We start from the raw sequence: 13510 nt of genomic DNA on the forward strand, positions 1-13510 counted from the left end.
CTATTCTGGGGTGAGTGGCCTTTTCTCAAAAGAATAAGCCAATGGCAGACAGCTGCAAGCTGTCTACAATAACCAGAGCGATTAGGGGAATGGCAACACGTTATTTTCACATTATTTGTCAAACTTTGCCGGGTGAGCCAGCAAGGAGTTGCCGTGAGGATTCTTGTTACCGGTGGTGGGGGATATCTAGGCTCCTCACTTATCAAAAAGCTGCTTGATCGAGGCGATCAGGTCACTGTCGTTGATCGCCTGATCTTTGGACAGCCTTTTGTGGCCCATCCGAACCTTCGCGTTTACAGAGCCGATGTCCGCGTACGACAAGATATGGAACAACTGCTCAGGGGACAGGAAGCCATCGTGCATCTGGCTTTTGTCTCCAATGACCCTGCTTACGAACTGGATCCCCAGCACGCAGATAGTATTAACATTGGTACTTTGGAGCCACTGCTTAGGCTTTCCGCTGATGCTGGAGTTTCAAGGTTTGTTTTCCTTTCGTCCTGCAGCGTGTACGGTCATACGAGTGACGATTGCGTTTTCGAACATAGTCCAGCAGCTCCTCTCACTGACTACGCACGCCACAAGCTAATATGCGAATCCATTATTCAGAAACAATCAGACGCTGGATTTTCTTGGACTATTCTACGAGCAGCCACCATCTTCGGTCTCTCATCCAGGCAGCGATTCGATCTACTCCTCAATCGCATGTTGGCCGAAGCGCTTGTCACAAAAAAAATCATCCTTGGTAGTCCTGACGCTTGCCGTCCGGTCGTCACCATGGGTTGGTTGGTGGACGCGATCATACATGTTCTTATCGGTGATGACGCACGCGTAAGTCGAAAAATCTTCAACGTAGCGACCGAAACAAGAACTGTATCGGGTTGGGGAGAATTCATCCAAGCGCATTTTCCCTGCGACCTCTATACCCATATTGCCGATGCGAGTACTGATCAGCGCTCATATACGGTTGTAGCGGATCGCTTGGCAGAATCCGGATTTCACTCCGATAGGAGCATGGTTCAGTCGTTAGTTGAGCTTGCTCACGCCATACTTACAAATGTATGCGTTAATCCACTAACAACGGCGGCTTTCCACAATATTGCGACTCAGCGGCAACATGACTTTTCGGTTGTAAGGCCAATGGAGCGCGTCCTGTGAGCATAAGTACACCGCTCAACTTTCGCCCGCTGAATCCATTGCGCCGTGGAGCTTACCTCCAGCATTGTATATATAGGTCATCAGCATTTTCCTCCACTACCGGGGCAAGCGCGACAATTACAAGCCATGAGATCAGTGCATTCTCTGGCGAAATTCGTTGGTATGTGAATTTGTGCAGCATAGAAGAATCCAGTCGGATGGTGCCGTCAACAATGTGGCTTGGCCAGTTCCGACGGATTGACATACCAATCGAAGTACCGTGGTGTGAAAGTGCGAGTGCCAAACCAACTGCGCAAGACTACGCCGCATGGTACGAATCTATGCTCGATATTTGTGGCGCCTCGTTTGCGAAGGCTTTCTATGTCGTGGCCTCTGCGGCCGTCGATGGCGTCGTTTTTGCGTGCCGGCATGGGAAAGACCGAACGGGGCTGCTGGCGGCCGCCATCCTAGAGGCAGCCGGAACATCCCGAAAACTGATCCTAGAGGATTACGCCAAGAGTGGCGCAGCCTTGCTCTTAAACGCTCATACCTTCGCGGAAAGCTGGAAAAAACGTGGTATCAGCAGAGAAGACTATGCTCAACGCTTCAGTCTCGGCGACTCTCCACTTCGATGCCTATATTCAAGGATAGGAAGAGGTACAGAAACTCCCATACTTGATGCCATTGCTGGCGCAGCACCTCTTGACCTCGGTTTTCAAACTGCGCTTAAAAGTGTGCGCGCAATGTCGATATACTAGACGGCGAGATAGCATTGATGATTAAGCTTCTCCAGAATCGAAAGCAGGTATCTTATGGTAATAAGCTCAATGAACGAGAATATTAGGTTGGACGAGCAGTGGCGTTCAGGCATCATTCAGAAAGGGCGATTTCTTGACCAAGATACCTCGGGATTTATCCTTCCACTTGGTAAACCAGTACTCGCCGGCACCTCCTGGGAGAACATTGTCGCAAAAGCGCGCGAGCGCTACACAAAGGAATATGGTAAGGCACTACATAGTCTTTATCTCCGAGGTTCAGTCGCACGAGGACAAGCTATTCCTGGCAACTCAGACTTGGATATGATCGGACTACTTCATTACAATGCAATGCGGGACAAATATCTTGCTTGGCACCATGTCGACTGGGAGAATACTTTCAGTATAGAACTGAATGCAGACCTTTGCTTTAATGTTAAACCAGACTTTGTCGTCGCTTCTATGAACCGTGGCTTTCTTGAACGAAACAATAGTCTACCCTCGATTTTGGCAACACAGTCGACATGCATATATGGCACGGACATTCGCGAACATCTTCCGAAATTTCGATCGGACGAAGCCATGATGTACTACAATGGTAGGATGAAATTATTTCTTCTCGACTGTTACTCTCGCCTGACTACAGATCCATCTCCTCAGTCGGTCGTCGAAATGTGCCGCAATATAACCAAAGCAATGATTCGCTGCGCATTTGAATTGGTATTGATCCGGGAAGGCCGTTACACACGTGACCTATATTTATGTTGCACAACGTTTGAAAAACACCATCCGGAAAAGGCGGAACTGGCTTGGAACTCTCTTCGCCTCTATATCAATCCGTGCCAAAACATTTCGCGACTGCTCTCGCTCATATACGAATTTGGGCACTGGCTCGTGTTGCAGGAGCGTACAATAGAACTTCGTCACCGGCCAACATTCGCCCAGCGTATTCTCCACGAAACTGGTGCCAGAAGAGCGGGCCTAATCAGTAGAGTACCCCAATGACCCTCACAGACCCACTTGAAATCTGGAAAATTATTGCGCCGCATTACGTGTCGATCATTGATCAGGCTCCTCACAATGCACTGTACGAACGACCAGCGATGCGGTCACTTATCGGGCGACCGCAAGGTCTTAACGTCCTTGACATTGGCTGTGGCAGCGGATACTACCTTGAGTATCTGCTTCAGTCTGGGGCGGCTAGCGTCACGGGAGTTGATGGAAACGAGTACATGATTGATGCCTGCGCCAGACGCACGAACAATGCAGCCAGGCTTTTCACTGCAGACCTCAGACAGCAATTACCATTCCTGCAGAACAACCAATTCGATCTGGCTGTAGCCTCTCTGGTACTTCACTATCTGGAGGACTGGACAGGGCTATTGAAAGAGTTGCATCGCGTAATACGCCCTAAAGGCAACCTTGTGATATCCACAGGTCACCCCTTGTCGGATTTCGCCGAAAGTACCAGTGGCAATTATTTTGAGTTGGAGCTGATACGCGAAGAATGGAGCTCTTTTGGCGTTACTATGCCTGGCTATAGAAGGCCGTTCGGCTCCTTGATCAACGATTTTTGTGATGCCGGTTTCCGCCTGACTAGGGTGCTTGAACCCGTGCCATTGCCAGAAATGGCTGACGTCAAACCCAAGAGTTTCGAAAAACTCAACAAAAAGCCGGGATTCATCTGCCTCCGTTTTGAAAAAGTATCCTAAGCACCTACCAAGCCCCCATAGAATTGCGAAGCGTCCTCAACAGTCCGCTCAGCATGTTTGTTTTCCCCATAGACAGTGGCTGGCCTGCCTGAATGCTCTCTTTCAGTTCCTTTACACGCTTCTCAATCTCCGCAAGATTTTCCGAAACATTCATGTTCGTCTTAGACTCCAGATCCACGCGGACCTGGGTTTCGTCGCTCTTGGATTTCTTTTCCATTTCGCTCTCCTGAAGGTTGTGCGGACGTGAAACGGCAATCTCGTCCCGAATTGGTTGCCCGCCGCTTTTAGCTTAGATTAGTTTTTCAATCTTGGAGGTCCCTGCTCCATGGAAACCTACAACAACACTATCTACCTAGCGTTCGATCTTTACGGGACTCTCGTACTGCCCCCTCCCCAGCAAGCATGGCACGCACAAATGGGGAAACATCTTCATCGAATTCGTTCGATAGCTGGACAAGAAGCGCTCCAACAGGCAATTACAGGCTTTCCGCTCGCGCCTGCGGTCACCGAAATGCGAATCCCGCTCGATCAGGCACGTCGGCTCTACCTCACAGCGCGGTTCGAAAGCGACGAAGCCTTCATAGAATTACTGGCTTCACGCTTCGCGAACGCGGGGCCCGTTTCTCTAAAGACTCTCTCAAGTGCACGCGCATTCGCGGACTTTACCCTTAGCCACACTACTCTTGCCCCTTGTACGTTGGAACTCCTTCATGACCTGACCGAGCAAGGAGTGGTATTACAGATGGTGTCAGATGTATCGAGTTCCCTTAGTCAGATTGTCCAAACAACAGGTATATGCAATTGGTTTCCCGAACCGCTATTTTCCTGGGAGACCGGGCTTCTCAAGGGCGATGGAGGAGCATTTGGCGGCCTAGAAGATCTACACCGGCGGCGACAATGGTTTTTTGTCGGAGACAACTGGCGTAGTGATGTCCTTGGAGCGCTTGCCGCGGGAGTAATGCCCATTCTTATTGATCGAACAGGCAAGAACCCGGCACGACAACTAATAGAAGACGTCAGCCCATTATTTGTTCTTTGTTCGGCTGATTCGTCAATTCAGGCACATCCACTGATACGAGCTAAACTTAGCGAAATTCTCGGCGTAACGGCCGAAACAATTGAGGCGCACCCCTCTGCCTATCTGAAAATTCTGGAAAAAACCGCCGCTATCCGGTTCGTAGGTTTCGATACCATTAGGATCATCGACTCGCTCGGAGAGCTACGGAATCTGTCGACACGATGAGATATCCAAGTATGCAATGGCGCTACGTCTGGTATGAAACCTTTGGGGACCGGATCTATCCAGGAACCCAGATCGTCCCCATTTTAGATCCGCACGATGACATGCGCAGAAGCCGATGGTGCCATATCCTTAAGCAATATGGGATCGAGGAGTCACCCTGGTCCATAAGGACGGAGCAAATCGGCGCGCCCCCCACCATTATTCCGTCGGGGCGGCATCATGTTGTTGTCTCCATGGAGCCGGAATGTGACGCGATTGCCGAATGGTACGCTGGGGTTATGGCTAGGCCATTTATATCGGCAAACGAGGGAGGCAAGGACCATTACCAACTGGCCATTAAGAGTGCTTCGGGATCACTTACTATGGTTGGACGTAGCATAGCTTTTCCTGCGCATAAGATTTCGGAGATTCTTGCCGCTGCAACCGTACCCATCGGGATTATCACAGCATCGGACCTGGCGGGCGTTAGTTTCATGTTTGCGAAACAGATCGCATTACGCAATGCACTCATCTCTAAGCATGAGGCACAGCGATATGCTGTTCTGGATGAAATTGGTGGACGTATCACAACAGGGCGATGGGATGAAATGAAATCATCAGTATTCGACTATCGCGCTCAAGACGTTTGGAGCGTCTTGGATGCAAGTTGGGACGTGATGTTTATTCACGCCCACGGGGAGGGGGGACATGCGAACTTGCGATACGCCGTACTGTGCGGACGTATCGGGAAAAATGAAAAGAGTTTAAGTGGAAAATCAATACCTGGATGTTTCGAAAATAATGAACAAAGCGTATGTAAGCGTGTCCACTCCTCTGATACCAGGCTCAAGTTGGTTCGCGATCTTAAGGCGAAACAAATCTGCCTCTATTCTTGCAACGGTTTTAACATCAACGGCGATCTATTTCCTTCTGACGTGAGCTTCGCACTATCCGCTACTGATGGTTTTGCAGCGGTGCTCATGTGTAACGACAGGCCTGGGCACGCAACGCAGGAAATGTTAGATGCAGCCGCGCATACGCTCGCGCAAACGGGAAGCATTGCGTTTCTCGTCCATCTTGAGAATGATCGTCAGAGCCGTGTTGACGGAGATAAGCCTTGGCTTTTAATTGGCGACCCTGCATACACCAATAAACAAGTTCCACGATCAACGCAATACGCTCCCGTGAAATGGATCGACATTGAAAATATCCCCCAAAACCTCCACAGAAACCACGCACGAGGCGTAGGTCAAATTTTCTGCGGAAGCCTGCAATTGCCGTCCGCAGGTAATAGCGAAACAAGCACCTCCCCACACGTTCGTCTTCTTGTCGGGCAAAGTAAAATTACAGTACTTGCGCCAGATAGCGTGCCGCCTTCATTCGTGCATGTCTCAGACTTAACCGAACTTGCAAGCGCAAGACTTGAATTACTTAATTTTTGGATTGGATCGCTTGTCCGGATTCGAGACTACGAGTTTAATTTTCAGTATCTGATATCCGAGTCGGGAAAAAATGCTGATATTATTCGAACGCGACTAAGACATCTGAGCGCAATTAGGGAGCATCTGGAAGAAGCACTACGACTGGCGCTACGTGCATTGCACCAAGTGAGGCGTATTGGATTTTATGATGAATACGCAGAAGTAACGTGGCAGGTTGCCAACGAATTTGTCCGCAATTGGGATATTGGTTTTGCGCGCTTTGTCCATGATCACTTTCTAAACGGCGACATCGAGGCATTGGCGTTTGGCGGTTCAGAACTGGAGTTTTCAGATTCCGACCATCGCTGCGAGCGTTGCGGTAGCACCCTTACCCTGCTTTCAGAATCAACCACATTGCACTCAGAAAATAAGCGTCATTCCCTTCGATGCAGTATTTGTGGCCCGACAGATGTTTGGCTTGGCTCTACATCTTCTCTACATATGAGTACTACCACCACTTGCAATCGGGACAAGCCAGTGACTGTACTCGTTTCCCTTGCTGAAGACATAATGCTAGCGAATGCGAAAGGATCCGTACCGGGACATGTTGCATTAATATTCCGTGATAAAGGACGCGGAGTCGACTTAGATAGAATTTTATCGGAGGTAAAACAGAACGTTTTCGAACTGCATCTGAAGACGGGACCAAACATGTCGCTTGACCTGCATACTTTTCGTGCGGTTCACGTGAGATCACTACGTTTTTCCTGCGTTAGAAAACGAATTGCCTGTCTACCATCATGAACTTTAGAAGCCCCCCCCCCCCTCTACCGCAAGCCCTCTACTTCGATGACTTTTATCGCGACGTCGACAAAATCCGAGCACTTGCCCTAGCGGAGAAATATAAATCAGTTGCTGGAGAATTCAAAGGCGAGGAGTTCAGATCTAACCAAATTAATGTTCAAGCCACAATGGACAGAATCGCCTCACTTCTGGGAGAGCCGATTGTTTTCACCGCAAGTCAACAGGGGAGGTTTCGCACCCTCACTGCTGCACAAGAACAGACGAAAAACCGACAAGTACATGTTGACCAAATGGGATTCGCCGGTGTGATTTGCCTGAACCCAGACAACATCGGATCTACTTCCTTTTATTGTCACCGACTTACCGGTGCCAGCAGTATTGACACTATAGATTCCATAGCGACCAAGCTTGGCATTAGCCGCTCGGACCTTTCATTGCTCCTTGAAAGTGACTGCGCCGACCTTACCAAATGGGAAAAAATTGGCAGCATTGAGTATCGCTACAATCGCCTAATAATTTTTGATACCAACTACTTCCACGTGGCAAGCCCGGGACGAGGCAATACGAGACTAAATACAAAACTGACGCAGAATTTCAATTTTTACTTCCACCGTCAACTCAACCTGTTTGCACGCGCCATTCAAGGGTCGCAATCGCGTTCGCTGAATGCGCCACAAGTGTAGTAGCACGTCTCTATCTGAGGAATATGACCTGCACGGACAACCGAGGGAATCTAGCGATCGGGTTTACCTGTTCCACTGCATGCCATGACAACGCAGAGCGCAGGAGTATGACTGACTTATCCGGGGTGGGCGTTAAAGCGTAAGCACAGTCTTCGAGAGTATGGCTACGAAGTATCAGCAGTCTGCCGCCCCAAGATGTTTCCCATCGAGGTACAAGGTAGAAGAGATGTGAAAGTATTTTGTCTTCCTTGTCAGTATGTGGTGCGAGAAAACATCCAGCATCGTATATCCAAGCATTAATTTCGAGACGACAATCACGCAGATCTAGCCCAGTAAGCTCTCCCACAGCTGTCCGATATCTGACTCCCATCAACTCCGCACAAAAGAGCTCCCAGACCGAGCCTGCATCTAGACGCGCAGCTGCCCCGTCCGATGAAAGTAGTGGACAAACATTCATCCTGTAGGTCTTGCTAGCGCTTTGAACAGTGGTTTCCTGGAAGGTCAAGGAGGAAATCTTGGTCCGGAGCCTGCGTTGCCAAGGCTGGTGTATTACACCACTGAGCTCCATCCAATTGTAAGGATCCTCATGTAGGGCCCCCTTTCTGATTTGATCATAGTCGAGTATCACGGTTTCCCTCCATTAAAAAGGGGCAAGCCCCCCCCGTAAGGACGCGCAACAAGTCCTAAAACCGCACAAAACCCGTCGTTAAGGGCAATTTTAGAATACAAATCGGTGCGCGCACCGGATCGTGTACTGGAACGTTACTGATTTTTGTCGACCTTTTCAGGATCTATGCTATGACTTTATAAGAGTAAGCAAAAAAATCCATCGACCTAGCAGAAAAAAGTAAGTCCATTCCAGCTATAGATGAGAACTCGTGTCATCAGGAGGGGATATTTTTAGCGCATTAATTAAGCTGCCGATAACGGAGTTCCGTTCTACTCTGCTTAAGGCGCGAAGGATATTGGTCCTCGGTGCGCCCGGATCCGGGAAGACCACCTTTGCGAAACTGCTAGCGGCGAAGACTGGCCTACCCCTCCTCCACCTAGATGACATCTATTGGGAGGCAGGGTGGAAGAGAGTGCAACAGGGCAAATTTTTGCGTGGACAAAAACAATTCATTTGTGAATCTGATCAATGGATTATCGACGGGTTACACATGCCCTCTCTGGCGCTGCGTCTACGGCATGCCGATGCCATTATTTTGATTAATGTACCTGTTTCAGTCGCCTTACGAGGATTCATTTGGAGGGGCATTCTGCGTCTCTGCGGGCTGCGTGCCACCCTTCCCAAGGAGATTAGGCACACCCAAAAAAACCGTCTAGTTTCTGGATGGCACCCAGATTGGAAAGTCCTGCGGACTATCATCTCATTTCGTAGCAGGCATTTGCCGACGATTGTGGACATGGCAGAGAGTCTGTCGCTGGAAACCGGTCACCGAACTTCAATGCTGCAGATCTCTAGTTGGTCAGAATGTAAGGGAATTATAAAGGACATGTAACTTTTATGAAGATCCTATGTATCAACCCTCCTAGTGTGCCAAGCTATTTTAATGCGGGTCATCATCTTCCAGTGTTCTTGGTCGCTGCCTATCTGCGTCAACGTGGAAACGAAGTGGATGCGCACGACTTTGGTGCGCTCAACGGAACTTGGAGAGATGTCTGTGGTTTGCTTGTAAAAGGATACGATGCCATAGCCATCATGAACGACTATGATGGCGTAGACGGCTTAGAACGGTTCCTCAACTATGTAAAGGAACTCTCGCCAAACTCGAAAACTATCACTTTTGGACGCGGCAGCCACCAAGTCCCCCGCTTCTTCGAACGATTTGGCTTTGATAGCATTGCGTACTCTGGTGACTACGAGTCCGCTGTAAGCGCATACATCGAGCATCTCCAGACCGGTGGTCCGGCACCAGGTACTCTCCTCAAAACGCTGACAGGATATAGTGCCCAAGATATTGGCCGGTGGCTGGAGCCACAAGAATGGTCGTTGCCAGACATCAAGGACATCCCCTACAGTGCATATGAACGGTTGTATCTTGACGACCTGAACAAGTTCTGCGGCATCCCCTTACGCAGCGAGTTAGTGGTGCCCGTCGCTCGCGGCTGTCCAATAGGATGTGCGTTCTGTGACGTTCCCGCTCAACAAGGGCTACGAGAGCGCAGGCTTCCCGTTGCGAGGGTTCTTGAATATATCAATGCGTGCTATGCCACTCGACCATTTGATTATGTGAGCATATATGCGCCAACTTTTACGTTGAAGCGCCAATGGGTGTTGGATTATTGCTCAGCTCTTTCGAAACAGGCCGACATAAAATGGAAGTGTGTGACAACCGTCAGCCATCTCGATGAAGAGCTTATCACCTGTATGGCGGCGGCGGGATGTTTCAGGGTCAGCGTCGGTGTCGAGACAACCACTCCGGCCGCTGTCGATACACTGCCCGCTGCGAAACGTCGCGGAAATGCGCGGCTAACTGAAGTTGCCGACTGGTGCAAAACCGCTGGCATTGAGCTGAACTGTTTTGTCATGATTGGAATGCCGGGCGAATCTATTGTGGAAGCCGCCGCTGGGATTGCACACCTACTATCCGAGGGCCACCGCGTGCGGCCCACTGTCTACACCCCATACGACAGAATGTCTCAAAATATGACATTACAAGAATACGCCATGTTCAATCGGCAGCTTATGTGCCATTCCGGAGTTGATATGCCAGAACGCACACAAGGTTACTCTTTGCTTTATGCAAACTCTCTTGACCGTGCCACGCAGGTGATGCATCGGATCCCAATCCGGAAGTCATCCACATAGTACGCACGGGAGGTCAAAAGGTGGAAAACCGAAATCACTTCTCAAGACGAATTGCCTCGCAGCCACCGTTCGGGAAAATCCAGACCTCATATCTCAATTTATCTAGCAACGAACTACAGCATCCGTCGTTTCCGCAGTTGTTTCGACGGTTTCTGGAACAATACGCTCTCACCACTGATTTCTCGCACTATCCAGCACTCGAGGCGGGGGCCAACATGCTGGAAACAGCTATTGGCGCTCACCAAAACTCAGTAGTTCTGACCCCAGGGGCTGACTTAGGCATTCGAGCCATAATCGAGGCCATTGGCGCAAGCAACTGCCTGTTAGCAGCAACACCATGCTACCGAGCATATCAGGAATATGCCGCCGCATTTGGACTTCGTTTTTTTGGCATCAATTTACTTCGCACTTCAGAAGACGAATTTATCGCAAAAATGACAAATGCAATCGTAACCAACGCCCCCTGTCTAGTTTCCATTGCCAATCCGGATGGTGTTACCGGTCGACTTTGGACTCATGCCGCAATATCCGAAATACTTATCGTATGTGAGAGGTGTCATTCCATACTTATATTGGATGAGGCCTATGCGAGTTTTTCGGCCCCCTCTCCTATGCTATTTGAAAGACCTGAACACTGCGTACGACTAAAGACTTTTTCAAAGTCGCATGGTGCCGCCGGAATCAGGCTTGCATACATTGAAGCCGCTCCGGAAATAGCCCGACAGATTGCGAAAACTCGAGTCTCCAATGGCATTTCCAGCTTCGCAATTTCCTACCTGAATTTCATCCTACAGGAGAAAGCCGAATTTTATCGCATAGTCAGCGACATAATACTTTGGAGGGAACGAGCAGAAAATACTCTTCGGTCATTGTATCCGTACTGGGATGTCCCAAGATCGCATGCGAATTTTATTTTTTTTGATACTCACTGTGGATCGACGATTAACAAACTCGGCCTTCGATTGGATAAACAGGGGATAAGGATACGCTTGTTCTCCTCCGAAAGTGATTTTACAACCTGCGCAAGGGCCACAATCGCAGAGCCAGCGATAATGGATCGACTGATCGCCTGCATACCTCGAGAGAACTGATAGCTATGACATCCAGTGTAATTCAAATCGACGGTGCGCTTTTACAATCCGGTGTTGTCCGTGTTGGTGGTTTTAAACATGCCTTTGTATCTGTGATGTCAGCATGTATCGCGACCCGAGGTACCGTCTTGCTGAGCAATGTACCAGACATCCTAGAAACTGAAATTATGTGTTCATTGGTTCACCAGCTTGGCGGGACAGTTTGCTCGCGTGGCAATGCCTTGCAGATTGAGTGCGAAACCATCAGTCGCACAGAGGTTTCCCCAGTTCTTAGCAGGGAAATTCACGGCTCCATATACCTTATTCCAGCATTGATGGCTGCCTGTAAGGAGGTTCGGTTTCGGGAGTCCGGTGGTTGTCGTATCGGCTCTGGTACGAGCGGTGCTAGACCCGTGGAGCACATGATCCGAATACTGCAGGCATTCGGAGCGCAGTTCGAAGAACGACGCGGATGGCTATGCGGTTATGCGAAGCGATGGGAGCACGCTAGCTTCAACATCATGCATTTTTCCAATAGTCGCGATCTGTTAACCGGACCGCTGGTGTCGGGCGCAACAAAAACCGCAATACTAGGCTCGCTGGGCGTATGCGAAGCTGGACACTCTACCGTGCTGCACCCTTACACCAAACCGGATGTGACACAGATGTTAGCGTTTATTCGCGCGCAAGGAGCTTCCGTTATCGACGAGGCAAATGGCTTTCACTTGAGCTCAAGACGGAGGACCGGGGACTGCAGCAACACAACCTTCACACTAATCTCCGACCTTAGCGAAATCATTACATTTGTCACGCTCGCCGTAGTTATGCACGTGCCATTGCGAATTGAGGGCGTGACAGCCGAACATGCTCGGCATGGTCTGGCTACAGAAATTGAGCTTCTTGAGCGAATGGGGATCGCACTCGCATGGACCGAGGATTCCCTGCTGGTTTCCCCTCCCAAGAAGCTACGCTCTGTGGATATTGAAGTCACAAGCGTCGGTATTTACAGTGATCACCAACCGTTCTTCGCGCTGATGTTGCTGTGTGGTGATCGCCCTGCTTTCATCCGAGAGCGCGTCTGGACGAACAGATTCACCTACGCTAAGGAGCTGAGGAAGCTTGGTGCACAAATCGAGATTGGTGATGGCGAAATCCTGGTCTGCCCTTCAAGATTGCTTCCGTTTGACGGCACATTGGAGGCTACAGATTTACGTGCCGCAGCTGCACTAGTAATCGCGGCTTGCATGACAAAAACCCCAGTGAAGATCGCTGGATTGAATCACCTACAGCGCGGCTATGCATCACTACTATCTACACTTTCCACTCTTGGTGTCAGATCATTTCATATCTAGCAAGTAGATTTTCACTCACTCGTGAGCGGCTCCAATACCTAGTCATCGCCTTATGCTGCCCTCTCTCCGCTGGAGATATTGAAATCGGGGCGACTTTTTCAAACGATACCGCCTACTACGATAAACGAGATAAGTTGATCGAAGGCTTAGCCTTTAATTAACTCCATTATAATTAGCTCCTTTAATGTAAGCGTCTGGCCAAGTCACCTTCAAAACTCCAGCATTAAGGGCGATGGTGTCCGCGTATTTTTAAGCGGACGCGATCGCCCTTAATCGCCAGGATTTTCATGCGCCAACGAAGCTCTTATCCCAAACCGTTCAAAGCCCAGGTCGTTCAGGAATGCCTTCAGCCCGGCGCCACCGTTTCAAGCGTCGCCATCGCTCACGGCATCAACGCCAACGTCATTCGTAAATGGCGGCCGCTTTACCGGCACAGCTCAGTGCCCGCGTTGCCTGCGTTTGTCCCGTTGAAGGCTCCTCCTAAGCGGCCGTCAGAGGCATTGGCGATCATCGAGATACCCGTTGGCGAACAAGCCATCGCCGTG

Annotated in this window: 13 protein-coding genes; 11 read left to right on the forward strand and 2 right to left on the reverse strand. The window is 49.8% G+C overall.

What is annotated here, in order from left to right; translation table 11 throughout:
• The first annotated feature begins 153 nt into the window (after positions 1-153).
• The 4 genes from AACY18_RS26250 (at position 154) to AACY18_RS26265 (ending at position 3601) form a co-directional block, all read left to right on the forward strand.
• Positions 154-1155 carry an NAD-dependent epimerase/dehydratase family protein gene (locus AACY18_RS26250; protein WP_339466604.1) on the forward strand — a complete coding sequence of 334 codons (1002 nt, stop codon included), beginning with the start codon at positions 154-156 and terminating at the stop codon, positions 1153-1155.
• Positions 1152-1892: a tyrosine-protein phosphatase gene (locus AACY18_RS26255; protein ID WP_339466605.1), complete on the forward strand. Its 741-nt coding sequence runs from the start codon at positions 1152-1154 to the stop codon at positions 1890-1892. Before AACY18_RS26250 ends, AACY18_RS26255 begins: the two co-directional genes overlap by 4 nt.
• A 69-nt stretch (positions 1893-1961) precedes the next feature.
• The gene (locus tag AACY18_RS26260; RefSeq protein ID WP_339466607.1) at positions 1962-2894 is read left to right on the forward strand and encodes a hypothetical protein; all 933 of its coding nucleotides are present in this window, start codon (positions 1962-1964) and stop codon (positions 2892-2894) included.
• Positions 2891-3601 carry a class I SAM-dependent methyltransferase gene (locus tag AACY18_RS26265; protein WP_339466609.1) on the forward strand — a complete coding sequence of 237 codons (711 nt, stop codon included), beginning with the start codon at positions 2891-2893 and terminating at the stop codon, positions 3599-3601. The genes AACY18_RS26260 and AACY18_RS26265 overlap by 4 nt, the downstream gene beginning before the upstream one ends.
• A gap of 4 nt (positions 3602-3605) precedes the next feature.
• On the opposite strand, the gene AACY18_RS26270 is transcribed toward AACY18_RS26265, so the two are convergent.
• Entirely contained in the window at positions 3606-3818 is a 213-nt protein-coding gene (locus AACY18_RS26270) for a hypothetical protein (protein ID WP_339466610.1), read from the reverse strand.
• 108 nt (positions 3819-3926) lie between these two features.
• On the opposite strand from AACY18_RS26270, the gene AACY18_RS26275 reads away from it, so the two are divergent.
• From AACY18_RS26275 to AACY18_RS26285, 3 genes are read left to right on the forward strand one after another with little or no spacing between them, the layout of a single operon-like run.
• Complete coding sequence (locus AACY18_RS26275; protein WP_339466611.1) at positions 3927-4844, forward strand: HAD family hydrolase; 918 nt, start codon at positions 3927-3929, stop codon at positions 4842-4844.
• Between the two features lie 11 nt (positions 4845-4855).
• A complete protein-coding gene (locus tag AACY18_RS26280) occupies positions 4856-7048 on the forward strand; it encodes a hypothetical protein (RefSeq protein ID WP_339466612.1) in 2193 nt (730 codons plus the stop codon).
• Complete coding sequence (locus AACY18_RS26285; protein WP_339466613.1) at positions 7045-7731, forward strand: DUF6445 family protein; 687 nt, start codon at positions 7045-7047, stop codon at positions 7729-7731. The genes AACY18_RS26280 and AACY18_RS26285 overlap by 4 nt, the downstream gene beginning before the upstream one ends.
• Positions 7732-7741: 10 nt before the next feature.
• Here AACY18_RS26285 and AACY18_RS28215 read toward each other — a convergent pair whose 3' ends face one another.
• The gene (locus AACY18_RS28215) at positions 7742-8299 is read right to left on the reverse strand and encodes a 2OG-Fe(II) oxygenase (RefSeq protein WP_445261968.1); all 558 of its coding nucleotides are present in this window, start codon (positions 8297-8299) and stop codon (positions 7742-7744) included.
• 939 nt (positions 8300-9238) lie between these two features.
• On the opposite strand from AACY18_RS28215, the gene AACY18_RS26290 reads away from it, so the two are divergent.
• The 4 genes from AACY18_RS26290 to tnpA all read left to right on the forward strand — a co-directional run.
• Complete coding sequence (locus AACY18_RS26290) at positions 9239-10543, forward strand: B12-binding domain-containing radical SAM protein (protein WP_339466614.1); 1305 nt, start codon at positions 9239-9241, stop codon at positions 10541-10543.
• A 20-nt stretch (positions 10544-10563) separates the two neighbouring features.
• Positions 10564-11634 (forward strand): aminotransferase class I/II-fold pyridoxal phosphate-dependent enzyme, encoded by a 1071-nt coding sequence (locus AACY18_RS26295; protein WP_339466616.1) that lies wholly within the window; start codon positions 10564-10566, stop codon positions 11632-11634.
• Positions 11635-11639: 5 nt separating this feature from the next.
• Positions 11640-12965, forward strand: a complete 1326-nt coding sequence (locus tag AACY18_RS26300) for a hypothetical protein (RefSeq protein WP_339466617.1) — start codon at positions 11640-11642, stop codon at positions 12963-12965.
• A 287-nt stretch (positions 12966-13252) separates the two neighbouring features.
• A partial coding sequence (gene tnpA, locus AACY18_RS26305; protein ID WP_339466618.1) for an IS66-like element accessory protein TnpA occupies positions 13253-13510 on the forward strand: 258 nt, incomplete at its 3' end.

This window comes from Pseudomonas sp. EA_65y_Pfl2_P74, assembly GCF_963970575.1.
Lineage (GTDB): Bacteria > Pseudomonadota > Gammaproteobacteria > Pseudomonadales > Pseudomonadaceae > Aquipseudomonas > Aquipseudomonas baetica_A.